This is a genomic window from Arcobacter iocasae, from assembly GCF_042214795.1.
GTDB classification, from domain to species: domain Bacteria; phylum Campylobacterota; class Campylobacteria; order Campylobacterales; family Arcobacteraceae; genus Arcobacter; species Arcobacter iocasae.
Genome location: NZ_CP090177.1, coordinates 105,105 through 131,526 on the forward strand (window position 1 = coordinate 105,105; position 26,422 = coordinate 131,526).

The following is a 26,422-nucleotide window of genomic DNA, read 5'->3' on the forward strand; positions in this document are numbered from 1 at the left end:
TTTTTTAATTTTTGTACTTTATAATTATTTCGCTATTAAGTCATTTAATAATGAACTTAAGTTGCTATTATTTTTATAATTAGCCTCATCAATGCTATTATTTAACTTAGTTTCAATAATTCCTCTATTTGAACTTATTGTTAAATTATATATCCTATTTATTTTTATCTTCTCGTCTAACTTAATATCAATGACCTCATCACCTTTTAGAGCCAATATATTTATGTTTTCACCTTCTGTAAATTCTAAAGCTAGTATTCCAAGATAGTGTAAATCTAATTTATATTTTTCATCAAAAGACTTTGCAATTATAGCTTTTATTCCAAGTGATTTTATTCCTTTTATTGACCATTCTATTTGTTCGCCTACACCAAAGTTTTCACCAGCAAATAAGACTAAAGGTCTTTGTCTTTGTTTAAATCTTTGAGCTAGCTCGTAAATAGATACTATTTCATCCTTTTCAAAATCTTTTGTATATCCACCCTCTTTCGAAATCATTTTATTTTTAAGCCTTACATTATCAAACATTCCCCTTGACATAATTTCAAAGTTTCCACATCTACTCTCAAAAGTATTATAATCAAATGATTTTATACCTTTTTGTTCTAAATAATTCCCAGCTTCTGAATATAAAGATATTTGTCCTTTAGGAGAAATATACTCTGTATCTATATTATCTCCTAAAAGTACTAATATACCTGCATTTTCAATTTGGTTATTTTTATTCTCAATATTATTTATAAAATTTGATTGTTTTATGTCTATAGAACTTTCATCCCAATCAAAAGTTTTAGTATTAGCTATTTGTATATTTTGCCAAGAGATATCACCTAAAAATATATTTTTGTATATATCTTTATAAAAACTAAAATCTAATTTATTCAAATACTCAATCACTAAATCATGCTTTGGCCAAAATTTACAACCATTCACTTCATTAATAATATTACTTTTTATTGTTTGTGTAAATGAATACACAATAACTAAAGAGGGAGACATAAGATAACTTGACTTTATTAAAGGATGAATCTTTTCTTTTAGATGCCTATTACCTGAAGATATTGAAACGACATTTAAGTTATATTTTCTAATCTCGTCTTCTATCCTTTCATCTAATGAATTAGAAGTATTACACTCATAATCAATAATATCAAAACCTAAGTATTCAAAGTACTTCAATAAATCTAATTTTGTTAAATAACTTTTTACAATGTGAGACTTTATTGTCAATACTTTCTTAATATGCTCATTAGTTTTAACTCCTAACTCATAAGCTTTTTTTGCCACAAGTCCAGCATGTATCAATAAATAAGGGTTTGATACCATTGTACAAGTATTAATAGAAGCTAATACAATAGATGTATCTTTTAAAATTATTCCTTCTTTTGTTATAAGTAGATTATCTAATTCTTTTATTTGTACTTTATTTTCTATATCTTTATAATCAAAAATAATAGGTTCCAACTCACTTAAGTTTATTTCAATTGTCTCATCAAAAGACAATTCTTTATTTTCAAAAAAAAGCTCTTGCTTTTTTAGATATATTTTAATAAGTTCTGAAAATTCACTACTATTTTTTGTATTACTAAAATATAATAGTGTTTTATCCTCTATTGGGAAATAAAAAGAAATCGCACCATATTTAGAAGCCATATTAGATAAGAAAGATCTATCTTCTAGTGTTAACTCAGAAAGTCCATCTCCAAAGAACTCAACTATTTGATTTTCTATTCCATGTTCTTTTAGTCTAAATTTCAAATATAATACCAAATCAGAAGAAGTAACCCCTTTTCTTAGTTTTCCTTTGATTTTTACACCTAGAACTTTTGGTAGTTTAAACTCTATAGGATATCCTAACATTGATAATTGGGTATCTATTCCCCCAACAGAATAACTTAATACTCCTAGTGAGTTTGTAATAGAAGAATTTGAATTTGTACATAACACCGTTTCAGGAAATAAGTAATTTTTTCCATCTTTTTGTTCTAGATGAATAATTGTAGATAAATATTCTAAATTTAGTTGGTGACAAATTCCAGACCCTGGTGGGATAACACGAAAATTACTAAAACTATTTTGAGACCATTTTATGAATTTATATTTTTCTTTATTTTTTTCTATTTGAAGTTGAATATCTTCTTGTGAACAATTGTGCTCTAAATCATAATCAAAAAGTAAATCAACCATAAGCTTGGGATTGATTTTATCTATTTTTTCTGACGAATGTTTTACTTTTTCTCTTAATGTTGCCAAATCAATCAAAGAAGGAAGTATTGTAAAGTCTTGGGTAATCATTCTTGAAGGATAAAAATTAATAATAGAGTTATTTCTAGTTAAAAAAGTATCAATTATATACTCTATTTCTTCATCATTTGATACTTTCCTTAAATTCTCTTCTAATAAAATTTTCAAGGAAATTGGAAGTTCTTTTAAGCTCTCATATATTGAAAAAACTTTTTTCAAATCATAATAATAGAAAAGCTCATTTTCTATTTCAAAACTATTAAGAATATTCATTCCACTTAACCTTTACAATTAATAATAAGTAAAATACCAAATGATTGTTTAATCTTTTATTATGGTATAATGGCTGCTTTAATTTTTACAATGGATGGCAAATGCACAATACTACAAAATATAATTTATTAAAAATAATTTTACTTTTACTATTATCAACAAACCTCTTTGGAAGTGGTCTTCTTGTAGCAGATACTGAGGTTAAAAATCAACAAAATGACCAAACTACAAGTAGTGATACACAAACAGATGAAACTAATACTACTAATGAAGTAGACCCTTATGACTTGGGCTTCATCATCAAACTTATTCAAAATAAAAATTTTAAATTACATACAGATAATCAAATTGGAAAAATTGATGATGAGATGGAAAAAATTGTAAAAAATATCAATAAAGAGATTCCTTACACTTTTGATGAAAAAGATTATGAACAAAAAACTAAATTTTTAAATAGTAAAATAAATGTCAACTCTAAATATGATAATAACTTGGCAGTATCAAGAGACCTTTTAAAAATAACTATCTTAGAAAATCAAAAGAACTTTGCCCAAACAATTAATTCAATCATTGATGGAAAAAACTCTTTTAAAGATAAAAAATATTATGTTTCTTTACTTGATGATTCAATAGAAAAATTAACTAATATCGATTTAAGTATCTTTAAAAAAACTGCATCACAAGTAAGTGATTTGCATGATACACTTTCTACTGATTTTAAAACTTCTTTAAATACACTAGAATCTCAAATAAAAGCAAACTTACTAGTATTTAATTATCTAAAAGCAAATATGAATGAATATAGACCTAGTAATTTTATATTGGATGAATTAAGTTTAAAATATGTAATTAAAAAAATTGATTCTACTAGTTATATAAAAAATACATCTGAAATATTTGATTATTATTTCCATATTTCAATAGGTAAGATTGTTATTCTTATATTTGTTTTTATTCTATTTTTTATAGCTAATAAAAAAATATTACCATTTTTTGCAAGTTTATTTAGTAAAAAACTATCAAAAAAAATAAAAGCTTTAAATATCTCTATTATAGATATTGTTCCAAGTAGTTTTAGTTTTTCTGTTTCTATTCTTATGTATATTTTTGCTTTACAATTATCTCTTTTTCTACTCATAGATAATGCAAGTATAGTAAATAAACTTGTTCCTTGGTTTACTACAGTTTATTTAGCACTTTTATCTTATATGTTTTATAGAATACTAACAAATTATATAAATCTTTCATCGGATAAAATATTTAATGACTATCCAAATATGAGAAAAGAGATGGTAGACTTTATATTAAGAATTTTAAAAATATTAATATTAATTTGTTTACTTCTATTTTTATTAGTGCAATTAGATTTTGATATTAAAGCCATTATTGCTTCACTTGGTATTGGGGGTATTGCTGTTGCACTTGCTGCTAAAGATACTCTTAGTAACTTCTTTGGATCATTAAATATTATTACAGACAATTCATTTTCTCAAGGAGATTGGATAGAAGCTGGAAATGTTGAAGGAACTGTTGTTGATATTAGAATGAGAACAACAAGAATAAGAACTTTTGCAAATGCAATGATAACAGTACCCAATGCTCAACTAGCAAATATGTCAATACTTAACTGGTCAAAAAGAGTAATAGGAAGAAGAATCATGATGTCATTAGGTATTACTTATGGAAGTAAGATGAGTGATATTGAAAATCTTGTTGTTGATATTAGGGAGATGTTACAAGAACATCCTTCAATTGCAAGTTCTAAGTTAAATATTGATAAAAAACCTTATTTACTAAAAAAAGAAGATTTAATTGGTGTAAAAAATACTACTTTAGTTTATATTGATGAGTATGCATCTAGTTCTATTAATATTTTAGTATATTGTTTTAGTAGAAGTCCTGATTGGGAAGATTGGTTAGAAACAAAACAAGATGTTATTGTAAAAATATCACAATTAGTAGCAAAAAATAATTGTTCATTTGCTTTCCCTACTCAAACTATACATTTAGAGAAAACAAATTAAAATTAAATACAAGTAAAAGAATAGTCAATAGTCATTTAGATGGCTCAAAGTAGAAAATGTAAGTTTCGCTATAAAAATATAACTTGCATTGTTTCTAAATTTATAGTTAAACTTCCAAAAAACAGGTACTAAATATCAGTTTTTTTGATAGAATAACTTAAAAATATAGCGTAAATAATTTATAATAAAATGGATAACAATTATGACAGACTCAATAAAAATATATAATGCAAAAGAAAATAACTTAAAAAATATAAACCTAGAAATTCCCAAAAATAAACTAATAGTTTTTACAGGTCTTAGTGGTTCTGGGAAATCAACTCTAGCTTTTGATACACTTTATGCAGAAGGTCAAAGAAGATATATAGAATCACTATCTGCTTATGCTAGACAATTCTTAGATAAAGTTGGAAAGCCTGATGTTGAAAGAATAGAAGGATTAACTCCGGCTATTGCAATTGACCAAAAAACAACTTCTAAAAATCCAAGATCAACAGTTGGAACAATCACAGAAGTTTATGATTACTTTAGACTTTTATATGCAAGAGTAGGAACACAACATTGTCATAAATGTGGAAAACCTATTTCAAAGATGAGTGCTTCTGATGTAATTGAGCAAGTATTACAATTACCAGATGAGTCAAAAATAGTAATACTAGCACCTTTAGTAAATAGAAAAAAAGGTTCATTTGCAGATATGCTCGAAAGCCTACGAGGTAAAGGTTATGTAAGAGCCATAATTGATGGGGTAATGGTTAGACTTGATGAAGAAGTAGAACTAGAAAAAAATAAAATGCATACTATTAAAGTAGTAATTGATAGGGTTGTTGTAAAAGCTGAAAACAAAGATAGAATTGCTCAAGATGTTGAAAAAGGTTTAAAAGAAAGTTTTGGAGAACTAGAAGTTGAAATTATGAATCATGAAGAAGTTGGAACTGAAAAGCATATTCACTACTCTGAACATATGGCTTGTTTTGATTGTAAAATCTCTTTTGAACCACTTGAACCATTAACTTTCTCTTTTAACTCACCCAAAGGTGCTTGTCCATCTTGTGATGGACTAGGTATTAGATATGCACTTGATATGAAAAAAGTAATCAATGAAAGCCTAAGCATTGATGATGGAGCTATTAGAGTTATCTATGGTTTTAACAAAGGGTATTACTTTAAGATGTTAAAAGCCCATTGTGAAGCAGCAAAAATTGATACTTCTGTTCCTTTTGATACGCTAGAAGAACATCAAAAAAAATCAATACTTCATGGTGGAGTTGAAGATGCTGTGTTTACTTGGAAAAGACATCAACTTACAAGAAAATGGGAAGGTATAGTTAAAATTGCCTATGACATGATAAAAGATGAAAAAGATTTAGGCGAATATATGACTGAAAAAGCTTGTAGTGATTGTGGAGGAAATAGATTAAAACCTTCATCTCAAGCAGTAAAAGTTGCTAATAAAACTATTTCAGAAATTATTACTTTACCAATAGATGATGCTTTTGCTTTTTTTCATGATGATAAAAACTTCAAATATTTTTCAGACCAAAATAGAATGATTTCAGATCCAATTTTAAAAGAGATAAAAGAGAGAATCTTTTTCTTACATGATGTTGGACTTGGTTACATAACTTTAGGAAGAGATGCAAGAACAATTAGTGGTGGTGAAGCTCAAAGAATAAGAGTCGCTTCTCAAATTGGTTCTGGACTTACAGGTGTAATGTATGTTTTAGATGAACCTTCAATTGGACTACATGAAAGAGATACAAATAAACTTATAAAAACACTTAGAGCCTTACAAGAAAAAGGTAACACTGTAATAGTAGTTGAACATGATAAAGAGACTATTGAAGCAGCAGATTTTATAGTTGACATTGGACCAAATGCTGGTAAATATGGTGGGGAAATTGTATTTTCTGGAACATTAAAACAGATGATGAAAGCAAAAACTTTAACTGCACAATATATGACAGGAAAGAAAAAAATAGATTATGTACATAATAGACCACAAGAAAAATTTATTGAAATTCAAAATGTAACAATAAATAATATTAAAGAACTTGATGTAAAAATTCCTCTTAAAAATCTATGTGCAATTACAGGTGTAAGTGGAAGTGGAAAATCTTCACTTATTTTACAGACCCTACTTCCAGTTGCAAAAGAGCTTTTAAATCATGCAAGAAAAGTAAATAAAGTCGATGGTGTTTCTATTGAAGGACTTGAAGATCTTGATAAAGTTATTTATCTTGACCAATCACCAATTGGAAGAACACCTAGAAGTAATCCAGCAACTTACACTGGTCTTATGGATGAAATAAGAACACTTTTTTCTAAAACAAAAGAAGCAAGTTTAAGAGGATATCAAATAGGAAGATTCTCTTTTAATGTTAAAGGTGGAAGATGTGAGAAGTGTCAAGGTGAAGGTGAAATAAAAATTGAAATGCACTTTTTACCAGACATTATGGTTAAATGTGATGAGTGTCATGGAAGAAGATACAATGCACAAACTTTAGAAATCCTTTACAAAGGAAAATCTATATCAGATGTACTTAATATGAGTGTTGATGAAGCAATTGAATTTTTCAAAAAAGTTCCAAAAATATTTGCTAAATTAGAAACTTTACAAAATGTTGGTTTAGGATATATTACTTTAGGACAAAATGCTGTAACACTTTCAGGTGGTGAAGCTCAAAGAATAAAACTAAGTAAAGAATTAAGTAAAAAAGATACAGGAAATACTCTTTATGTACTTGATGAACCAACAACAGGATTACACTTTGCAGATGTAGATAGACTTACAAAAGTATTACATCACCTTGTTGATTTAGGAAACTCAGTACTTGTAATCGAACACAATCTTGACATTATAAAAAATTCTGATTGGGTTATTGACATGGGACCTGAAGGTGGAAGTAAAGGTGGACAAATAGTTGATATGGGAACACCAGAACAAATAGCAGCAAATCATAAAAAATCTGGCTCATACACAGGATATTATTTAGATAAAGAACTTAATTCTTGAGTATAGATGGATTTATAAAAGCGGTTGAAGAAGAGAGATTTGTAGAAGCGCATGAACTTTTGGAAGAAGAGTGGCGATACTATAAAAGAATAGAAGAAAAATCTAAAGCAAAAGCAGTTCAAGGTCTTATTAATGGAGCTACGGCATTGGCTTTGTATAGAAAAAAAAGACCTGATGCATATAAAAGAGTTTGGAGTGTATTTAAAAAATATAATTATCTATTGGACGAATTAGATAGCAGTGAAAAATATTATGAAGCAAGTAACTTATTAGAATTAAAAAATAATTATATAGTTAACTAGCTTCATTTTCATTTGAACTTATCATAAATGCTTTTAATCTCATCATCTCATCTGTAGGATATTGAGCTTCAAAATCACCCCTTTGTACTTTTACAAAAAAATCTTTTGATTCTTCGTTATAACCAAAACTTAAATTAGTCAAAGTCACTTCATTATATGTAGAGAAGTCTCCTTTTTTAACTTTATTTGTTTTAACTTCTTCTGCTATTTTATCTTGAACACTTTGAACTTCGTTAGGTTGTTGGTCATTATCAACTTTTTTACTAGGATTTATTTCATTAATTCTTTCAAACTTTTTAACACTATCCATCTGAAATTCATTCAGTGCAGGTATTGGTCCAAATTCCATAATAACCTCCTTTATAAAATTTAACTATTTTCTTACATTTATTATACATCTTTTTAAACATTTTTGTCAAATTTATAGTATTTTTCAAAAAAATTTGCTATCATACGATGTTAATTATATTAAAAAGGAGCGGTATCTTGGAAGATAATTCCCAGAGGAATAACTTAAAATTACAAAACAGTAGGACAATATGGAACTTCTAATATTACTATTTGTTTTAGTTATCGGTGTTTCATTTTTGTGCTCAGTATTAGAGTCAATTATTCTTTCGTTAAATGTTTCTTATATTTCTGTTATAGAAAAAGAAAAACCAAAATCTGGTAAACTTCTAAAAAGTCTAAAACAAGATATAGATAAATCAATTGCATCAATTCTAATCTTAAATACTATTGCAAACACACTTGGAGCAACTGCTATTGGTGTACAAGCGAATAATGTATTTGGTGGAGAATCATCTTTTGTCATTATTATTTCTATTATTTTGACATTCTTAATACTTTTTGTTGCAGAAATTATTCCAAAAACAATTGGAGCAGTTTACTGGAAACAGCTAGCACCTGTTGCAGCACTTATTATTAGATTCTGTATTTTTATAACTTATCCAATAATCATAATCACTCAATTTGTTACAAAAAAAATTGCCAATGGTGATTTTTCTAGTGATTCCATTTCAAGGGAAGAATTAATTCACTCAACTCTTTTAAGTGAAGAAGAAGGTATTATTGGAGATTTAGAGTCTGATATTATTGAAAATACTTTAACACTACATAGTATAAAAGTAAAAGAAATTTTAACACCTAGATCTGTAATGTATTCAATTGAGAAAAACACTAAAATAAAAGATATTTTAGATGACAAAAGAACATACAAATTCTCAAGGGTTCCAATATATGATGGAACAATTGACAATGTGGTAGGAATTGTTCTAACTAAAAAAATATTTAAACAAGCAATTAGAGATAGCGAAGTGACAATAGATTCTATTATGGGACCTGTTTTTGCTTTAAATGAAAATATTCCAGTTTCAAAAGTATTAAATACTTTTATCAAAAAAAGAGAACATATGTTTGTTGTACTCGATAACTATGATCAAACAGAAGGTATAGTTACCCTTGAAGATTGTATTGAAACACTACTTGGATTAGAAATCATGGATGAGTCAGACACTATTGCTGATATGAGAAAACTTGCTTTAACAAAAATGAAAAACAAAAGAAAAGAGCGAGAAAAAAGAAGAGCTAATTTAGCTTAGCTCTCTTTTGCTTTTTCTTTAGCTGATGTCTCTTCTTTTAGAGCTTCAGCAGGGCTATCTCCCAATTCACTAGTTTTATCTTCACTAGATTTTTTATCTTTATTTAATAGTTCTGCTATTCTTTTATCTACAAGTTCTAAAGTCTTATCTTGAGTTTGATAAGATATTTCTGGAAGTTTTCCTCCCCAAAGTTTTTCAGCTTCATCAAAACCTTTTATGAGACCTTCTCTAGATTTTTTTAAAAGCTCAACATCATTATTACTAATACTAAACGCAAAATTTGAAACTCTTTCTGAAGTTTTTGCTATACCAAAGAAACCTTCATCTGAAACTAAATCTTTAGCTTCATTGGCAGTTAATTGAGTAATTGGTTTTCCTTCATAACCTAAATCTTTAAGATTTAGGCCATTAGAACTATCTCTACCATCTAAAAAATGGAAAACCTCTTTATTATTAAATATATTATGTAGCATGTCTTGAGCTTCTGTATTTGTTTGAACAAACTCTAAACTTCTAACTTGTACATAAACAAGCATACTTTGCATCGAAATGGATACATTTACTGCTTGATTATTAATATCATTTTCAGAACTATCTTCAACTTTTGGTATGTTTTTATCTGTATTAGTATTTACATTAATCTCTGTATTTTGGTTCATATTAGAACTATGAGCCATAAATGCATTCATTTGGACACTGTTAATACTATTCATTACACACCTCCCCTACAATAAATATAACAATCATATCTATACAATTCTTAATAATAGCTTAATATTATGCCTTTTTAACATAAAAAACCTTTGATACTATTAATTTCTTTATAATAAAGTTACAATATAATACGAAATGATAAATAATAGAGAATATTGTTACGATTGTAATAGAGCAAAAATAAGTTGCCTTTGTGGTTTAATTAAGCCCTTTAATACAAATACTAAATTTATATTTTTAATGCACCCAAAAGAGTTTAGAAAAACAAAAAATAATACAGGTAAAATAACTCACCAATCACTTTTAAATAGTAAAATTTTTGTAGGCATTGATTTTTCACATAATAAAGAGTTGAATTCTCTAATCAATGATACTAATAACGCATGTTATGTTCTATATCCAGGAATAGATTCTATAAATCTAAGTAAAAGTAATATCGAAAATAAAAAACAAAAAGTAATTTTTCTTATTGATTCTACTTGGGCTTGTTCTAAAAAGATACTTAAATCAAGTGCAAATTTAAGTTCTTTACCTAAAATAAGTTTTAACCATGAAAATAGTTCTGCATATGTATTTAAAAAACAACCATCAAATTATTGTTTATCTACAATAGAGTCTACCTTGGTTCTTTTAAAACTCCTAAATAAACACAATATTGAAAATATAGATAAAAGTTCTTTAGATAATTTTTTAATTCCATTTAAACAAATGGTAAAATTCCAAGTTACCAAGTCCCTTGAAAAAAGTATAAGATATAAGTAGTTTAAAAAGTTTTTATTATTGAAATATTTTTATTTATGTGATTTATATCATTTAAAGTCAAAACAAATTTTTCATCTAAAACATTTAACATAAATTTTATTTCAGCATTCGTAAAACCTTCTGCTTCTTTATCTTTTATTTTAATAGTTGTTTCATCAATCTTTACTCGTTTTAATTGACCATTTTTATTTTTTGGATAATAAATTATTCCATAAGTTTTTTGATTTATTTTTTCAATACTTACGATTACTTTATCATCTCTTACTTCATAATCATAATCTTTTGCGATTTGTCTAAAATCTTCTATTTTCAAATACCCAATATAAAGTTTTGTATATATATCAAAATATAAATTTAAATCTTTACTATTAAAAAAACCTAAATCTACACTGAAGTTCTTATGAGACCTAGCCTTATAAAGTATCCATTTTAAAGTTTGAAAATATTTAAAATTTGAGTGAGAAATTGTATTTGCTTCAATAAACTTTGCATCTTTTTTTTCGCTTGGGAAAGTAATCTTTTTCTGTCTTTTTTTCTCAATAAGTTCTTTTAGAAAATCTTCATCTTCAAAATCATTTGTAACCCAAACAGTACAATATGAAGGGAAATTATTAAGACCAACAGATCCTTTTGTCAGAACAATCAATGCTTTTACTTCCAAATAAGGAAACAATACTTTTAATAAAGCTTGTTTTTTAAATAACCTTTTATTTAAACTTGCTGTTTTTTTAGAAGTACTCATTTCTACAAAATATATTTCATTATTTGTAAAAAAAAGTGCATCAAACTCACTTATATCTTTGTATGAAGCCTTATAAACTATTTGATTGCTATTGTCAATCAATAACCCACTTTTATTTTGAATTAAATCCCTTTTTTGGTGAGGACCTTTTAAAATAAATTTTTTGATATCAGGGGCAGTTTTAGCATATTCCAAAAGTAGTTCATAAATTATATTTTCATAAACTTCACCTTTAAAACTGCTATAAAAATGTTCTAGTTCTTCTGTTGGATTTTGAAAATATGCTGATAACCTTTTTATATCATATTTATAGCTAAAAAGGTTATCTTTTATATTTGTTAAATTTAGATTTTTTACATCATCAGATATTGAAAATTGACTCACTACACTTCTTGTTATTTTATTTAATTTCATTATAACAAAAGAGTTCTATTTTATAAATTAAAATATTGAGTATTATTATTTTATTAATATTTACTCTTTCTTATTTTATTTATATTTAAAAGCATAGCTAATGAAATAATCAAAGCAACTATAAAAAATCCTGCAAATACATAAAGTGTTTGAGAATAACTTCCTGTCATATCTTTTACAATTGATATAATAAGCGGTCCTACTAACCCTGCTGCCGCCCATGCTGTTAAAATATATCCATGAATTGCACCTAACTCTTTTGTTCCAAATATATCTCCAATATATGCAGGGATAGAAGCAAACCCTCCTCCATAACAAGACATTATAAAATATAATACAAATTGGAAAACTACAATTTCAGTAATTGATGGCAACATATAAAAAGCAATAGCTTGTGTAAAGAAGAAGATTATGTAAACTACAGGTCTAGTTAAATAATCAGATAATGAAGCCCAAACAATTCTTCCAGCACCATTAAATATCCCCATAAGACCAACAGCTGCTGCTGCTGCTAAAGCAGATATTCCTATAACTTCCTGTAATAAAGGAGAAGCAACACCAATGATTGCAATTCCACAAGTTACATTAATAAATAACATTAACCAAAGACCATAAAATCTTGGTGTTTTAATAGCTTCATTTAATCCAAGACTTTGTAAGTCTTCTTTTATTTTTCTCTTACCTTCTTTTAACTTCTTCTTAAAATGTTCAGGCATATAATCATTTTGCGGAGCTTGTAAATATAAAGCAGATAAAGACATAATTATAAAATAAGCAAACCCTAGTATAAAAAAAGTATTTGAAATACCAACTACACCTATGAGTATTTTAATAGTTGGCCCCCAAATAGCTGAAGCAAAACCAAATCCCATGATAGCTAGTCCAGTTGCCATTCCTCTTTTGTCAGGAAACCATTTAACTAAGGTAGAAACAGGAGAAATATAACCTATACCTAGCCCACAACCACCTAAAACTCCATAAAAAAAGTATAAAAGCAGTTTTGACTCCATCATAATTGCAAGTCCAGAACCCATAGTTCCTAATCCAAATAATGATGCAGCAATAAGTGCTGAAACCCTTGGGCCATTTTTTTCAACAAATTTTCCCATTAAAGCTGCTGATAGCCCTAAAAAGAAAATTGCAACACTAAAAGCAATTGTTACATCAGTTAAATTCCAAGACATTTGTTCTTGAATCGGTTTTACATATACACTCCATGCATATACAGAACCAATACATAAATGAACACCAACAGCAGATAAAGCCATAAGCCAACGGTTTTTTTCAGTCATTATATTCCCCATTCTTAAAGTAATAAGATTTTAGCAAATATTATTTAAAGTTATCTATATTTTATAGTGTAGTTTTTTATAAAGTTTTTACTATTTTCTTGAAAAGATAGAATACATTTTTTACATATACAAGCTTTCATTCTCTTTTCTTGAGGGATTAGTTCTCTTAATTCCATAGGTACTTTTATATTATTACACCAACAAGAATTATTTGGAATATTTGCCTCACATAAATTTTCTTTACCACAAAAGGGACATAATTTAGGATTTATCAATTAATTTTCCTTTGAAAAATCATATTTTTTAAACTTTTTTCTTCGTTGTTACTTGGAAAAGTATCTAGATTATCTAATCTTTTAATAAATTTAAATTCGCTAGCATTTTCATCAAATATATTCTTTATGAAAGTTGTATCAAGTTCTGGAGCATTTAAACAAGATAAAACTATACAATCTTCACTTGCTAGTTCTTTCAATCTTCGAATAATTTTTTCATAATCTTTACTTGCGGCAAAACTTCCCTTTTGAAAAGATGGTGGATCAATGATAATAATATCATATGGGGCATATTTTTTAATTCTACTCCATGATTTTAAAATATTATATGGCAAAAATTTCACATTTTTAGTATCTAAATTATTTATTCTATGGTTTTCTCTTCCAGTACTAAGTGCACCCTTTGACATATCTACATTTATTACTTGTTTTGCCCCTGCACTAATTGATACAACTGAAAAAGCGCAAGTATATGAAAAAAGATTTAATATATTTTTATCTTTTGATATTGATTTAATATATTCTCGCCCTCTTTTCATATCAGGGAATAAACCTATGTTTTGATTTGAAAAATTAATATTATATTTAAGAGTATTTTCTATTACATATGCATTATTTGGTAAACTACCACTTAGTACTTCATAAGAATTTTCTTTTAAATATCTTTTTTGAATAATCAAAGAAGAGAAACTCATCTCTTCAACTATTTCATTAAACATTTTTTTCAAATCAGATTCTATTATTTCATCAACATTTTGAAATAAACTTACAAGCAAAATCTTATCTATTTTATCAACACATAAATAATGAAAATCTTCATAAAAGTTGCCTCTTCCATGAAAAACTCTTTTAAATTCGTTTGTGCTATTTTCTAAATTCAATAATATTAATTCTTTTAATTGAGTGATTTGCATGAAATACCTTATTTATAAAAATAGTTTGGAGATTTTGTATGTTTAAAGGAGGATTTAAAAAGGGATAAGACCCTTTTTAAAGTTTTAGATTAATATCTATTGTTGAATTCTCTTCTTGGTTTATCTTCTTTTGGTTTAGCTTCATTAATTCTTAAAGTTCTACCATCATACTCTTTACCATTTAATTCTTCAATAGCTTTTAGTGCTGCGCTATCATCATTCATAGCAACAAAACCAAAACCTTTTGCTCTACCAGTATCTCTATCTGTAATCAATTTTACACTACTAACTTCCCCATATTGTGAAAATAAAGTAGTTAAACCCTCTTCTGTTGTACCGTAAGACATATTACCCACATAAATTTGCATTTTTCTTTTTTCCTTTAAATATGTATATTTCCAATAAAAATTATACATACAATGAGAATTTCAATAGTTAGTATAAAGTCATTAAAAAATATTTACAATTATACAATAATAATTTATAGTTTTGTCATTTTTATGAATTTTTTAGAAATTTTAGAAATTTAATATCCGCTTTTTACCCAATTTAATAAGCTTAGATTATTGTTCTATTAAGAATGGATTATATATGGATTTAAGCAATCTTACATCTTTTACATCTTTAAACAATATCTTAATTCCCTCATGTTCATTTAAATTTCCATGCACTAAAATTATATTCCCATCTATTGCCACTTTTTTTGACTTTACTAACCAATTACTAGTTCCAAGGGGAATTAGGGAAAATTCATTTATCATTCTTTTGTTAATTTTTGCACTTGAAATTAGACCTGGAAATCTAAAAAATATAGAGGGCACTTGATTATTTAAAAGTAGCATTTTCTCTACATCTAAAATCTCAACATCAAGATTAGTTTTAAAATAAAGCATAAAGTTCTTCTCTAATACTTTTTCATTTTTATCATAATAATGGTTTCGTGAATGATTTATCCAAGTTATATCTAGTTTTTTATTATGTATAAGAGATAAAAATTCCTTTTTATGACCGTTTACCCATCTGTATGTTATTGAAATGGCAATTGGAATTTTTTTATTTACTTGCTTTAGATCTAAAAACTTTTCAAATAACTCTTTTTCATAACCTTTTTTAGAAGAAGGACACATATCAATTGTAAGATACATCTCATGGGGCTTCTTTTTTATACTATCATTTATGCCAGCATTTGATATTGGAAAACTGTTTTTCAGTGCTTTATTAACTAAAATATCATAATTGGTATTTTCTAAAATAGATTTATCTGCTTTTGTTAATTTCTCTTTTTCTTTTTGTGTCATTATAGATGTTTTCAAACTATTAAGATTGATAGTTAAAAAGAAAGACTTAGACTTATAGTTATATGATCTTATAATTAAAAACTTATTTTTAGAGTCTTTATAAAAAGATTTTATAACTTTATAATTTTTTATTTTTGAAGTGTCTAGTTGTACATCGGCTTTTAATGGAATAAAAGCAAATAGTACAACTAAAATTAGGTAGGATAAAAGAACTTTGTATTTTTTCATATAATCTCAATAATTAATTTTACGCATTATATGTAAAAAAATATTAAACTAAATACTATTTATTTAACTTTTTAGCTTTAAAAAATCACCATCAATTATCAGTAGTTTTACACCATCTTTTGTAACTGAACGATGTGAGCTTAATTCATCTGAAACTATATATGACATACCAGGTTTCAAAATAGAACTTTCTCCATCTTTTTGTTCATTTACAACTTCACCTTCTAGGCAGTAAACAATATGACCTTTTTCACACCAATGATCAGCTACATAATTTGCAGAATATGTTACAACTCTAACTCTTAATCCCTCAAATTGCAAAGTTTGCCAGTATGCTATTCCAGACTCACCTTTATGTTCTGTTTTTGGTATATTTGACCAATCTATTGTTTGAAAAGGTATATTCTTATTATTCATGTTTTCTCTTTTTAATTATTTTTAATATGGTAGCTAAAATAGTCAAAATTTATTTTATAAATCTACTATTTAAGTTTAATAAATTATTAAATCTTATTTGATACTATGATCAAATGAATAAAAAACTACAAATGGTTTATACCTATCACAATGAAACAAAACATTCCCAACAAAGATATGCAAAATCTTTAGGATATATGGATTGGGCAACACAACCAAACCCATATAGAACATACATAGATACTAAGAAAACACAGTTGCCTTTATCTTTTGAAAATAAGACCTTGGAATATAGCCAAATATTTAATCAAAAAAAAGATGATACATTATCAGCTCCTTTATGTAAAGAAGCAATATCACAATTCTTCCAATTTTCCCTTGGACTTGCTGCAATTAAAGAATACCAAGGTCAATCTTGGGCTTTAAGATGTAATGCCTCAAGTGGAAACCTACAGCCTAGTGAAGCTTATATTATATCAAATGATATTCCAGGTATTGATGATGGACTTTTTCACTATTGCCCACTTGAACATGAACTTGAATTATTATCAAATGCAAATGAAGAATTAACTCTACCAAAAAATAGTTTTTTGGTATGTTTATCATCAATTGTTTGGAGAGAAGCTTGGAAGTATGGAGAAAGATCATGGAGATATACCCAACTTGATTGTGGGCATGCTTTAAAAGCTTTGGAAATTTCAGCTTTAATCTTAGGTTGGAAAGTTGAAGTAGTCAATACAAAAGATTCTAGCCTTCAAAATCTAATAGGATTTGATCAAGTTCAAAGGTTTATCCCCCAAGAGCGAGAACTTCCTGATATGTTATTATTAGTCTCTTTTAATGATAATTCAGAAAATAAATTAAAAGAAATAGATATTGATAAAATAAGAGATTCATTGGAAGAAACTTATAGAGGAAAAGCAAACCAATTAAGCCATGATTGGCACAAGTGGGATATCTTAGAAAAAATAGAAGATGCAACTTTAAGTGATGATTTAGAGACTAAACAATATACAAATGACAAATATGAAATAAATCCTTATAGAGAAACTTCATTTTTAGCAAAAGATATTGTATTAAATCGTCGTTCAGCACAAGTAATGGATAAAGATGACTCAAATATAACTAAAAAAGAGTTTGAAACTATTTTGGGTTCTGTAAAATCAAATAATTCATCTATACATTTAGTAATCTTTGTACATAATGTAACAGATATTGAACAAGGACTTTACATACTTGTTCGTAATGAAAAACATAAAGAGCAATTAAAAACTTTATTTAAAGAAGAATTTCTTTGGGAAAAAGTTGATACACAATCAGGTCAATTATATAAACTTGTAAAGGGAGATTTTAAATTCCTATCAAAAGCAATATCTTGTAATCAAGACATTGCAAGCCATGGAGCATTTACCCTTGGAATGTTAGCCCAATTTACAAATCAATTAGAACAATTTGGAGCTTCAAGATACAAGCAACTATATTGGGATTGTGGAGCTATTGGACAACAATTATATTTAGAAGCTACATCACTAAAACTTTCAGCTACTGGTATTGGATGTTTTTTAGATGATATACTTCATGGAGCACTTGGTTTACAAACAAATCATTTCCAAACGCTTTATCATTTTACAATTGGACGAGGATTAGTTGATACTAGACTATCAACTAAGAAACCTTATATTGATTAAATAATCATACTATTAAATAGAAATGGCTAAAATTCTATAAATAAAAAATAGGATTTATATGAATACTTTTTTCTCAAGACATGAACTTAAAAACTATGCCTATATAATAATAGGCTCTGTTTTTTTAGCCCTTTCTGTTGTTGGTTTCTTTGCACCTAGTGAACTTATTACTGGAGGAACAGCGGGACTTGCTTTATTAATTCACTATATTACAAATCTAACTATTGGTACAATAATTATTTTAATTAACTTGCCTCTAATCTTACTTGGTATTAAATTTCTTGGTAAAATGTTTGCTGTTCGAACTATCATTACTATTCTTTTAATATCTATATTTATTGATTTTCTAACTCAAATAGTTCATTTAAAGCCTTTTATTATAGATAATTCTTTAGGTGCTATTTTTGGAGGTGTTTTTGTTGGTATTGGATTGGCTTTTATTATAAAAGGGGAATCAACAGCTGGTGGTTCAACAATACTTGCAAAAATAATTTCATCAAAAACAGAGTTGAAACCTGGACAAGTTATTTTAGTAATTGACTTTATCATTATCTTTTCATCACTATTTATTCTTAATGATACAGGAAAAGTACTATGGAGTATTATAAGTATTTACATTACAGCAAAAGTTATTGATGTAATACTAACTGGTAATCTTAATAAAAAAGTTGTTTATTTAGTTACTCAAAAAACAGATCTTTTTAAAGAATTAATTAGAAATGAGTTAGGTCCTCAAGGAACGATAATAAGAGGCGATGGTCTTTTTGATAATGAAGATAAAAAAATGATTTTAATAGTTGTAAAAGTTGATAAACTACAAAAACTAAGAGAACTAGTAAAAAAGAATGACCCAGAAGGATTTTTAATAATCACAGAAGCTACAGAAATGTTAGGACGAGGTCATTAGTATTAATTTAAACTTCTTTATTTATCTAGTTTAAAAATAAAAGCCACTTTTAAGACACTTAATAAAGTTATAGTTTATGACTAAAACATATAAAAAGGATATATATGGTTAAGAAGTCATTATTTAAAAACATAGGATTTCAAATCTTGATTGCTATGATTTTGGGTACTATAGCAGGTGTTGTTATGGGAGAAGAGGCATCAATCTTTGCTCCATTAGGTACTATTTTTATTCACTTAATAAAAATGCTAGTTATACCATTGATAGTTATTTCTATCATTTCTGGTTCTGCAAACTTAAGTGATAGTCCAAGTGCAGGAAAAGTAGGAATGGGAACAATTGTATTCTTTCTTGCAACTTCTGCAATTGCTGTTGCCCTAGCTCTTCTTGTAGGTGAAATATTCAAACCAGGTGTTGGTTTAGATTTAACTAGTGTTCATCATATGTTCTCAAATCAGTATGCTGATAAAGGTGAATTACCAAGTGCAATAGAGACAGTTATAGGAATGATTCCAACAAATATATTCCAATCACTTTTAGATGCAAATATCTTACAAATCTTAGTATTTTGTCTATTTTTTGGTATTGCTCTTTCAAAAGTACCAAAAGAAAAAAGTGCTCCAATTATGAATAGTTTAGAAGCTACAACTCAAGCACTAATTTGGATGGTAACAATGGTTATGTTCTTAGCACCAATTGGGGTATTTGGACTTATGGCTGATTCTGTTGGAACATATGGTTTTGAGATGCTTAAACTTGTTGGGAAACTATTTCTTGTGTATATGGGTGCCCTATTGGTTTATGGATATGGATTTTATCCTTTACTTATTAAGTTATTCTCAAAAATGTCAATACTTAAATTCCTTTCTGCTATGAAAAAACCTCAAATAGTAGCCTTATCAACAGCTTCATCTATGGCAACACTTCCTGTTAATATGAAAACATGTGAGGAAGAACTTAAAATTTCTAAATCAACTTGTTCTTTTGTACTTCCATTGGGAGCAACTATTAATATGAGTGGAAATGCTATTTATTATGGATTAGTAGCAATTTTCTTTGCTCAAGTTTATAATATAGATTTAGGTCTTGGTGGATATGTAGCTATTATCTTTACTGCAACAATTGGTGCTATTGGACAAGCAGGAGTTCCTGGTCCTTCATTCTTAGTAGTTGCTGTATTAATTGCAGCTGGTATTCCAATAGAAGGTCTACCTTTACTTATTGCCTTAGACAGAATGTTTGATATGACAAGAACTGCTTTAAATATTACAGGTGATGCAGCTTGTGCTGTTATTATTGATAACTATAATACTAAAAAAGATAAATTAGAAACAATATAAAAAGAAGAGTTTTAAACTCTTCTTTTTTCTACTCTTAAAACAAATTTATAAAGCCTATTTCCCAATACTGAAATAAATAATCCAAACAATATCAAAATAGCTCCAAGAGTTTCTATATGATTTAATTGCTCATTAAGTAAAATATTTGAACTAATAATCCCAACAACAGGTATTACTAAAGCAAAAGGAGTAACAACAGCAGAGTTATAATTTTTAAGTAACCATCCCCAAATAGCAAAAGCAACCAAAGTAGAAATATATCCAGTATAAGCTACAGAAACCCAAGTTTTAACACTAGAGTTTAATAATAAAGTTAAAGGCTCATGGGACTCATAAAAGTATGAAAGTATAAACAAAGGAAGTGGTGGAATCAAACTTACCCAAACCATAAAATGCAAAAGGTTTACATCTTTTATTTGTTTCATAATTACATTTGAAACTGACCAAAAAATTGAAGCACATAATATTAAAACTATTCCTAGAAGAGTAATATTTGTATCAACTGTAAAAAAGAAAAATCCAAATCCAATAAGTGCTATTAACATACCTATTGATTGTGCTATTGTAATTTTTTCTTTGAAAATAATCATACTAAGGATTATTGTAAATATAACTTGTGCTTGTAAAAGTAAAGATGAGATTCCAGCACTTGCATCTTCTTTCATAGCAATAAATAAAAATGAGAACTTTAAAACACCTAAAAATACCCCTACTCCCAAAACATTCCAAATAGATGTTTTAGGAAAAGGTATAAAAAATACAGCAGGAATAGCGACTATAAAAAATCTCAAAGAGGAAAAAAGTATAGGAGGTAACTCTTCTAGTCCAAACTTTATGACTGAGAAATTAACTCCCCAAATTAAAACAACAATTAATGCAAACGAAATACTTTTTAAATTCACTCTCTCTCCTTAAAATGAGAATTATAGAAAATGAATTAAATTAAGTATAGTAAAAAATTGCTATTTTAATCCATTTACAATATTTATTGGTTTTTTCCCATCCAATACTCTTTTCGCATTTAGTGCAGCTTTTTGTCTCATCTCAAAATATGCTTTATCACTATAAAAAGCAGAGTGTGGATTTATAAGAAATCTACCATCAAGCCAATTTTCTTTTGCTCTCCAAGCATCTAACATCAAACCATCTTGAGGTGGTTCATTTGGAATAACATCAAGATTCACACAGTTTAAATGTCCAGATTTTAAAGGCTCATAAAATACATCTAAATCTTTTACAATGCCTCCACGAGCTGTATTTACTATAGAAGCACCCTTTTTCATCTTAGATATAAATTTTTCGTCAACTAAGGCATTTGTTTCAGATGTTAATGGACAATTTATAGAAATGATGTCACAAGTTTCTAGTAACTCATCTAAAGACTCAACTCTTTTTGCACCTAACATTTTCTCCGTTCCACTTGATAAATAAGGATCGTAAAAATATGTTTGAAATCTCAAAGCATTTGCTTTTAAAATAACACTTCCACCTATTCTTCCAGCACCAATTACTCCAAGCTTATAATCACTAGTTCTTTTGATATTATCTAAAGTATTGATTTGCCAAGTACCATCTCTGTGATCTCTACATCGATAATCATATCTTGTAATTCCTCGAGCAATATTCATAATCATAGCAATTGCTGTATCACTAACCTCTTCCGTTCCATAATCAGGAGTATTAGAAGCATAAATTCCTTTTTGTTTGATATATTCTAAATCTAAAAATACATCATAACCAACCCCAAATCTAATTAGTGCTTTTAAATTTGGCAATTTATTAATATACTCATTTGTTATTTTTTTGTGCCAAACCATAAGAACTTCTATATCTTCATGTAATTCAGTTGATAACTCATCTCCTAAGACCTCTTTTTCTATATAAGGATCAGTTATCTTATCTGTTATAAATACTCTATTCAATTTTTTTCCTTGTGATAATATTGAATATAGAATACTATTTCATTTATTACAATCAGATAATATTTTGAAGTATACAAAGAAAAAAAAGTCTTGTCATTAACATAGGTTAATTTTGATATTAGTTATTTAAATTCTACTTCTATTAATGTAATATCTTTAGCAGTTGGATTGACTACATTGTGTTCAACTCCTGCATCCCTATAATAACACTCTCCAGATTTTAAAGTAATACTTTTAAATCCTTCACCATTATCCATAAGAAGTTCGCAATCTTGCATCGGAACAATTACATAATCTCTTTCATGTCTATGCCAGAGAGTTTCACACTGTGCAGGAAAAAATAAATGGTTAACACAAGTACGCTCATTATTGATTTGTTCAGTTAATTCAAAAAGTGGTCGAGATGTCATGTTTTTCCTTTAAATATATTTCTTTATTATATATTATTTATTCTATTAATAAGGTCTATTAAGCATATGTTTTCTAACCATTCGTCCGTAAATTGCTTCAAATATTATTGATATAATAATAAAAACGAAAAATATGAGTATAGATTGTTTATTTGTAAAAAAAGTGTGAATAAGTAGAGTTGATAAGGCCACAAAACTAACAATACAAGAGATAAGTAAAGTAATTCTGTTTGCATTTATTTGCTTATATAATTTAAATGCTGCAACATTTACAATAAAAAATATAAGTAAAAAACTAGCACTTCCTATTATTGCAATTTGTGCTAAGTCAATACTATTTGCCAAAATTAAACTAAAAAATGCAGTTACTAAAATACTTACACTGGGAATACTATTTTTTTCTTCATTAAGCTCTTTTGGAAGTTCACCCTCCATAGCAAGGATAAATCCCAATCGTCCATTTCCGTATATTGTTGCATTTATAGCTGAAAAAGTTGCTAACAGTGCAGCAATAGAAACGATTGTAAAACCTATTTGTCCTAAAGCTGGTTTTGCAGCAACTGCCAAGGCATAATCTTTTGCTTTAAGTAATACACTCTCATCTACAGTTCCAACAGTAATAAAGGCAATTAATGCATAAAGAATAATTACTAAAATAACAGAGCCATAAAAGGCTCTTGGCAAGTTTGATTTTGGATTTTTTATATCTTCTGCTGCATTTGCAATAAGTTCAAACCCTTCATAAGCAACAAAGATAACCATTCCCGCAACTAAGATAGAAAAACTATCTTTCCAATTACTTGGATTGAATCTTTGAGTATCCACAAATGAAGCACTTGAAACAATAATAACTATTAATAATACTACTTTTATAATCACGATAATTGTCTCAGATTTACTTACAAATGAAGCACTTATTAAATTTATAACTAAAGGCAAAATAATAGCTAAGCTTATGAATAAATGATTCATAAAAAATGTAGATTTATCTAAAAATAAAACTTCTGCATAAGAAGCAAAAGCAACTGCATATAAAGAAATAGTTACTAAATAACTTAACCAAAGTATAAAATTAACACTTCCTGATAAAAAATTGTGACCAAAGGCATTATCAATAAAACTTACAGTTCCACCTTTACTTTGAAATTTTACAGATAGTTTTGCATATGAGTAAGAGGTAAGTATTGCTACGAAACCAGCTAATAAAAAAGCAACAACTGTAGCTCCATGGGCTAAAGATACAGCTTCACCTAAAACAGCAAAAATACCTCCACCAACCATTCCACCAACGCCAATTGCAATAGCACCAAATAATCCAATTGTTCTGTTATTTTCGCTCAATTAAAAAACCTTTCGTATTTATTATTATATTTTACTAGATTACTAGATTTAAGCCCTTAATCTTTTTTTCGATAAAATCACAAAAATACAAGGAAATATTTTGAATAAACCAATTAATCTTTTTGCCGTAACTTTTATAGCTATCATAGCAGTTTATCTATTTGTATTAGGTGAGAATAAAACAATACAAATACTAAAAGAGGACTATTTGTATATTTTAAGTTTGATTCCAATTGCTTTTGCCTTTTTTTTCTTTAAATTTAAACTAAAAGATTATGAAATAATAAATTTCAATAAAAATAATGATATCTCTTTAAAATCAACTGTTCTATTTTTTTTAGCATTTCAAGTTTATGATTATTATTCTGAAGGTGGATTTATTGGTATGATTTCACAATGGTTCATATACTGGATTATGGGAATAATTGCTCTACTTTTAATGGAAACTATAAATTATTATAAGAATTATAAACTATTACAAAAAGCTGATTAATTTACTTTTAGAACTTAATTTCATATACTAAACAAAGAATTAATATTTATTGCATACAATATATCAAATATTAAAGGCTAAAGTATGAAAAAGTTCGATTTAATAATAATTGGAGCAGGAAGAGCAAGTAATTTAGCAGTTAGTGCTGGCAAAGCTGGCAAAAAAGTAGCCCTAATAGAAAAATCTGCCCTTGGTGGAACTTGCCCAAATAGAGGTTGTGTTCCTTCAAAACTACTTATTGGTTATGCCCATATAGCAAATGCAATTAAAGATTCAAATAGACACTTCATAGACTCTACGATAAATAAAATTGACCTAGAAAAAATCTTTCAAGATACAAATGAATATATCTCAAAAGTTGATGAAAAATATGAGCATAGATTTAATGAAAATGTAGAAGTTTTTAAAGGAGTTGGTTCTTTTATTTCTAATAATGTAGTGCAAGTAAATGAGGAACAACTGACTGCTCCTAAAATAGTAATTGCAACAGGAACAAAACCCATAAAACCAGAGCATGAAAAAGCTTGGACTAGTAATGATATCTTTCCCCTAAAGGGTAAAATTCCAAAATCACTTACAATAGTTGGTTCTGGTTTTATTGCCTGTGAATTAGCAAGCTTTTTTTCAGCCGTAGGAGTAGAAACAACACTACTATCAAGAAGCCAACATATCTTAGGAAAAGAAGATTATGAGATACAAGAGATATTTAAAAGTGAATTTAGCAAAAAAGTAAATATAGAGTTTGATACAATTGCAAAAGATGTTGAATACAAAAATGAACAGTTTACAATGACCTTAGAAAATAAAGATGGTACAAGTAAAACTCACACAAGTGAAGCCCTACTGTATGCAATAGGAAGACAATCAAATACTTCAAGCTTAAAACTAGAAAACACCTCAATACAAACAACCCAAAAAGGCTACATAAAAAGAGATGATTTTTTTGAAACAACTGCAAAAGGCGTTTATGTTGTAGGAGAAGCAGCAGGAGTTTATATGCTCCAACATGCAGCCTCATATGAAGTAAATCACTTAGGAAAAATATTACTTGAAGATTGTAAAGAACCTTTACACTTCAAATACATGCCACATGCAGTTTTTACAGAACCTGAAATTGCAAGTGTAGGTATTACAGAACAAGAAGCAAAAAAACAAAATATAGAATATGTAGCTACAACAACAAACTGGCTAGCAAGTGCAAAAGCCATGTCAACAAGACTAAAATATCCAGTGACAAAATTTATTACAAACCCAAAAACTTATGAAATACTAGGTTGCCATATGATAGGACCTGAAAGCTCAACTATGATGCACCAAGTCTTAGCAGTAATGCACATAAATAATAATATAAAACACCTAAAAGAGATGCTTTATATCCATCCAGCTATGAGTGAAGCCCTACTTCCAGCAGCTGTTGGAGCAGTAAAAGAAATAGAGAATTATAATAAATAGTATTTAAAGAATTATGGCTTTAAGTAAGCATATCCCTCATGCTGTCTTACGATTAATTCTTTAACACCTATTGGCACTATTTTTACAAATGAATATAACATCTCATCTTCGATATTGAGATTTTTCAAAGCATTATTACAAGCGATTATATCCACTTTATTAGAAACTAGTTTTTCCAATTTTTTACCTATATTAGAATCATTTTTATAAGCAAGTACAGCTTTAGAATTTGCAACAATTTCTATATGCGAATTTTCCACATCAATGCCTTTTAATAGATTCTCAACATTTGCCAAAGTCAAATCCCATTTTTCTATTTCATCAATATGAAAAACTACTTTTATTTTCATTTC

The 26,422-nt window shown here is 27.6% G+C and carries 25 protein-coding genes; 10 read left to right on the forward strand and 15 right to left on the reverse strand.

Annotated elements, in window-relative coordinates:
* Window positions 1-24 precede the first annotated feature (24 nt).
* Window positions 25-2,517, reverse strand: coding sequence for an aconitate hydratase AcnA (gene acnA, locus LXN10_RS00545; protein ID WP_375724017.1), 2,493 nt, complete (start codon window positions 2,515-2,517; stop codon window positions 25-27).
* 101 nt (window positions 2,518-2,618) lie between these two features.
* Here acnA and LXN10_RS00550 point away from each other — a divergent pair, with 101 nt between their 5' ends.
* The 3 genes from LXN10_RS00550 to LXN10_RS00560 all read left to right on the forward strand — a co-directional run bounded on the left by LXN10_RS00550 (window position 2,619) and on the right by LXN10_RS00560 (window position 7,859).
* Window positions 2,619-4,541: a mechanosensitive ion channel family protein gene (locus tag LXN10_RS00550; protein ID WP_375724018.1), complete on the forward strand. Its 1,923-nt coding sequence runs from the start codon at window positions 2,619-2,621 to the stop codon at window positions 4,539-4,541.
* Between the two features lie 202 nt (window positions 4,542-4,743).
* Window positions 4,744-7,557, forward strand: coding sequence for an excinuclease ABC subunit UvrA (gene uvrA, locus LXN10_RS00555; protein WP_375724019.1), 2,814 nt, complete (start codon window positions 4,744-4,746; stop codon window positions 7,555-7,557).
* Window positions 7,554-7,859: a DUF309 domain-containing protein gene (locus LXN10_RS00560; protein ID WP_375724020.1), complete on the forward strand. Its 306-nt coding sequence runs from the start codon at window positions 7,554-7,556 to the stop codon at window positions 7,857-7,859. The genes uvrA and LXN10_RS00560 overlap by 4 nt, the downstream gene beginning before the upstream one ends.
* Here LXN10_RS00560 and LXN10_RS00565 read toward each other — a convergent pair.
* The gene (locus LXN10_RS00565) at window positions 7,852-8,208 is read right to left on the reverse strand and encodes a flagellin (protein WP_375724021.1); all 357 of its coding nucleotides are present in this window, start codon (window positions 8,206-8,208) and stop codon (window positions 7,852-7,854) included. The genes LXN10_RS00560 and LXN10_RS00565 overlap by 8 nt on opposite strands.
* Window positions 8,209-8,398: 190 nt before the next feature.
* Between LXN10_RS00565 and LXN10_RS00570 the strand changes: the two genes are divergently transcribed.
* Entirely contained in the window at window positions 8,399-9,460 is a 1,062-nt protein-coding gene (locus LXN10_RS00570) for a CNNM domain-containing protein (RefSeq protein WP_375724022.1), read from the forward strand.
* Here LXN10_RS00570 and LXN10_RS00575 read toward each other — a convergent pair.
* Window positions 9,457-10,173, reverse strand: a complete 717-nt coding sequence (locus tag LXN10_RS00575; protein WP_375724023.1) for a hypothetical protein — start codon at window positions 10,171-10,173, stop codon at window positions 9,457-9,459. The genes LXN10_RS00570 and LXN10_RS00575 overlap by 4 nt on opposite strands.
* A gap of 136 nt (window positions 10,174-10,309) precedes the next feature.
* Here LXN10_RS00575 and LXN10_RS00580 point away from each other — a divergent pair, with 136 nt between their 5' ends.
* Complete coding sequence (locus tag LXN10_RS00580) at window positions 10,310-10,936, forward strand: tRNA-uridine aminocarboxypropyltransferase (protein ID WP_375724024.1); 627 nt, start codon at window positions 10,310-10,312, stop codon at window positions 10,934-10,936.
* Between the two features lies 1 nt (window position 10,937).
* On the opposite strand, the gene LXN10_RS00585 is transcribed toward LXN10_RS00580, so the two are convergent.
* From LXN10_RS00585 to LXN10_RS00615, 7 genes are all read right to left on the reverse strand, one after another.
* Window positions 10,938-12,092 (reverse strand): hypothetical protein, encoded by a 1,155-nt coding sequence (locus LXN10_RS00585; RefSeq protein WP_375724025.1) that lies wholly within the window; start codon window positions 12,090-12,092, stop codon window positions 10,938-10,940.
* A 53-nt stretch (window positions 12,093-12,145) separates the two neighbouring features.
* Window positions 12,146-13,384 carry an L-lactate MFS transporter gene (locus tag LXN10_RS00590; RefSeq protein WP_375724026.1) on the reverse strand — a complete coding sequence of 413 codons (1,239 nt, stop codon included), beginning with the start codon at window positions 13,382-13,384 and terminating at the stop codon, window positions 12,146-12,148.
* A 50-nt stretch (window positions 13,385-13,434) separates the two neighbouring features.
* Window positions 13,435-13,659, reverse strand: coding sequence for a cysteine-rich CWC family protein (locus LXN10_RS00595; protein ID WP_375724027.1), 225 nt, complete (start codon window positions 13,657-13,659; stop codon window positions 13,435-13,437).
* Entirely contained in the window at window positions 13,656-14,573 is a 918-nt protein-coding gene (locus tag LXN10_RS00600; protein ID WP_375724028.1) for a class I SAM-dependent methyltransferase, read from the reverse strand. Before LXN10_RS00600 ends, LXN10_RS00595 begins: the two co-directional genes overlap by 4 nt.
* Before the next feature lie 89 nt (window positions 14,574-14,662).
* On the reverse strand, window positions 14,663-14,941 hold the full coding sequence (locus tag LXN10_RS00605; RefSeq protein WP_129101103.1) for an RNA recognition motif domain-containing protein: 279 nt from the start codon (window positions 14,939-14,941) through the stop codon (window positions 14,663-14,665).
* A 195-nt stretch (window positions 14,942-15,136) separates the two neighbouring features.
* A complete protein-coding gene (locus LXN10_RS00610; protein ID WP_375724029.1) occupies window positions 15,137-16,099 on the reverse strand; it encodes a hypothetical protein in 963 nt (320 codons plus the stop codon).
* Between the two features lie 63 nt (window positions 16,100-16,162).
* Complete coding sequence (locus tag LXN10_RS00615) at window positions 16,163-16,516, reverse strand: DHCW motif cupin fold protein (protein ID WP_375724030.1); 354 nt, start codon at window positions 16,514-16,516, stop codon at window positions 16,163-16,165.
* Window positions 16,517-16,629: 113 nt separating this feature from the next.
* On the opposite strand from LXN10_RS00615, the gene LXN10_RS00620 reads away from it, so the two are divergent.
* The 3 genes from LXN10_RS00620 to LXN10_RS00630 all read left to right on the forward strand — a co-directional run bounded on the left by LXN10_RS00620 (window position 16,630) and on the right by LXN10_RS00630 (window position 20,451).
* Complete coding sequence (locus LXN10_RS00620; protein ID WP_375724031.1) at window positions 16,630-18,204, forward strand: SagB family peptide dehydrogenase; 1,575 nt, start codon at window positions 16,630-16,632, stop codon at window positions 18,202-18,204.
* 58 nt (window positions 18,205-18,262) lie between these two features.
* The gene (locus LXN10_RS00625) at window positions 18,263-19,111 is read left to right on the forward strand and encodes a YitT family protein (RefSeq protein ID WP_375724032.1); all 849 of its coding nucleotides are present in this window, start codon (window positions 18,263-18,265) and stop codon (window positions 19,109-19,111) included.
* 104 nt (window positions 19,112-19,215) lie between these two features.
* Window positions 19,216-20,451 (forward strand): dicarboxylate/amino acid:cation symporter, encoded by a 1,236-nt coding sequence (locus LXN10_RS00630; protein ID WP_375724033.1) that lies wholly within the window; start codon window positions 19,216-19,218, stop codon window positions 20,449-20,451.
* Between the two features lie 11 nt (window positions 20,452-20,462).
* On the opposite strand, the gene LXN10_RS00635 is transcribed toward LXN10_RS00630, so the two are convergent.
* The 4 genes from LXN10_RS00635 to LXN10_RS00650 form a co-directional block, all read right to left on the reverse strand.
* The gene (locus tag LXN10_RS00635; RefSeq protein ID WP_375724034.1) at window positions 20,463-21,353 is read right to left on the reverse strand and encodes an EamA family transporter; all 891 of its coding nucleotides are present in this window, start codon (window positions 21,351-21,353) and stop codon (window positions 20,463-20,465) included.
* Window positions 21,354-21,413: 60 nt separating this feature from the next.
* Window positions 21,414-22,373, reverse strand: a complete 960-nt coding sequence (locus LXN10_RS00640; RefSeq protein WP_375724035.1) for a C-terminal binding protein — start codon at window positions 22,371-22,373, stop codon at window positions 21,414-21,416.
* 122 nt (window positions 22,374-22,495) lie between these two features.
* Window positions 22,496-22,783 carry a cupin domain-containing protein gene (locus LXN10_RS00645; protein ID WP_375724036.1) on the reverse strand — a complete coding sequence of 96 codons (288 nt, stop codon included), beginning with the start codon at window positions 22,781-22,783 and terminating at the stop codon, window positions 22,496-22,498.
* Window positions 22,784-22,828: 45 nt separating this feature from the next.
* Window positions 22,829-24,124, reverse strand: coding sequence for an APC family permease (locus tag LXN10_RS00650; RefSeq protein ID WP_375724037.1), 1,296 nt, complete (start codon window positions 24,122-24,124; stop codon window positions 22,829-22,831).
* 100 nt (window positions 24,125-24,224) lie between these two features.
* Between LXN10_RS00650 and LXN10_RS00655 the strand changes: the two genes are divergently transcribed.
* Both LXN10_RS00655 and LXN10_RS00660 read left to right on the forward strand, forming a co-directional pair.
* Window positions 24,225-24,617: a hypothetical protein gene (locus LXN10_RS00655; RefSeq protein WP_375724038.1), complete on the forward strand. Its 393-nt coding sequence runs from the start codon at window positions 24,225-24,227 to the stop codon at window positions 24,615-24,617.
* A gap of 84 nt (window positions 24,618-24,701) precedes the next feature.
* Entirely contained in the window at window positions 24,702-26,069 is a 1,368-nt protein-coding gene (locus LXN10_RS00660) for a dihydrolipoyl dehydrogenase family protein (protein ID WP_375724039.1), read from the forward strand.
* Between the two features lie 11 nt (window positions 26,070-26,080).
* On the opposite strand, the gene LXN10_RS00665 is transcribed toward LXN10_RS00660, so the two are convergent.
* Complete coding sequence (locus LXN10_RS00665) at window positions 26,081-26,419, reverse strand: DsrE family protein (RefSeq protein ID WP_375724040.1); 339 nt, start codon at window positions 26,417-26,419, stop codon at window positions 26,081-26,083.
* Window positions 26,420-26,422: the final 3 nt, after the last annotated feature.

Excerpts from the sequence above, each read along its gene's own strand:
- acnA (WP_375724017.1), bottom strand. The coding sequence starts at position 2,517 with ATGAATATTCTTAATAGTTTTGAAATAGAAAATGAGCTTTTCTATTAT.
- LXN10_RS00550 (WP_375724018.1), top strand. The coding sequence starts at position 2,619 with ATGCACAATACTACAAAATATAATTTATTAAAAATAATTTTACTTTTA.
- uvrA (WP_375724019.1), top strand. The coding sequence starts at position 4,744 with ATGACAGACTCAATAAAAATATATAATGCAAAAGAAAATAACTTAAAA.
- LXN10_RS00565 (WP_375724021.1), bottom strand. The coding sequence starts at position 8,208 with ATGGAATTTGGACCAATACCTGCACTGAATGAATTTCAGATGGATAGT.
- LXN10_RS00570 (WP_375724022.1), top strand. The coding sequence starts at position 8,399 with ATGGAACTTCTAATATTACTATTTGTTTTAGTTATCGGTGTTTCATTT.
- LXN10_RS00575 (WP_375724023.1), bottom strand. The coding sequence starts at position 10,173 with ATGAATAGTATTAACAGTGTCCAAATGAATGCATTTATGGCTCATAGT.
- LXN10_RS00580 (WP_375724024.1), top strand. The coding sequence starts at position 10,310 with ATGATAAATAATAGAGAATATTGTTACGATTGTAATAGAGCAAAAATA.
- LXN10_RS00585 (WP_375724025.1), bottom strand. The coding sequence starts at position 12,092 with ATGAAATTAAATAAAATAACAAGAAGTGTAGTGAGTCAATTTTCAATA.
- LXN10_RS00590 (WP_375724026.1), bottom strand. The coding sequence starts at position 13,384 with ATGACTGAAAAAAACCGTTGGCTTATGGCTTTATCTGCTGTTGGTGTT.
- LXN10_RS00600 (WP_375724028.1), bottom strand. The coding sequence starts at position 14,573 with ATGCAAATCACTCAATTAAAAGAATTAATATTATTGAATTTAGAAAAT.
- LXN10_RS00605 (WP_129101103.1), bottom strand. The coding sequence starts at position 14,941 with ATGCAAATTTATGTGGGTAATATGTCTTACGGTACAACAGAAGAGGGT.
- LXN10_RS00610 (WP_375724029.1), bottom strand. The coding sequence starts at position 16,099 with ATGAAAAAATACAAAGTTCTTTTATCCTACCTAATTTTAGTTGTACTA.
- LXN10_RS00615 (WP_375724030.1), bottom strand. The coding sequence starts at position 16,516 with ATGAATAATAAGAATATACCTTTTCAAACAATAGATTGGTCAAATATA.
- LXN10_RS00620 (WP_375724031.1), top strand. The coding sequence starts at position 16,630 with ATGAATAAAAAACTACAAATGGTTTATACCTATCACAATGAAACAAAA.
- LXN10_RS00625 (WP_375724032.1), top strand. The coding sequence starts at position 18,263 with ATGAATACTTTTTTCTCAAGACATGAACTTAAAAACTATGCCTATATA.
- LXN10_RS00630 (WP_375724033.1), top strand. The coding sequence starts at position 19,216 with ATGGTTAAGAAGTCATTATTTAAAAACATAGGATTTCAAATCTTGATT.
- LXN10_RS00645 (WP_375724036.1), bottom strand. The coding sequence starts at position 22,783 with ATGACATCTCGACCACTTTTTGAATTAACTGAACAAATCAATAATGAG.
- LXN10_RS00660 (WP_375724039.1), top strand. The coding sequence starts at position 24,702 with ATGAAAAAGTTCGATTTAATAATAATTGGAGCAGGAAGAGCAAGTAAT.
- LXN10_RS00665 (WP_375724040.1), bottom strand. The coding sequence starts at position 26,419 with ATGAAAATAAAAGTAGTTTTTCATATTGATGAAATAGAAAAATGGGAT.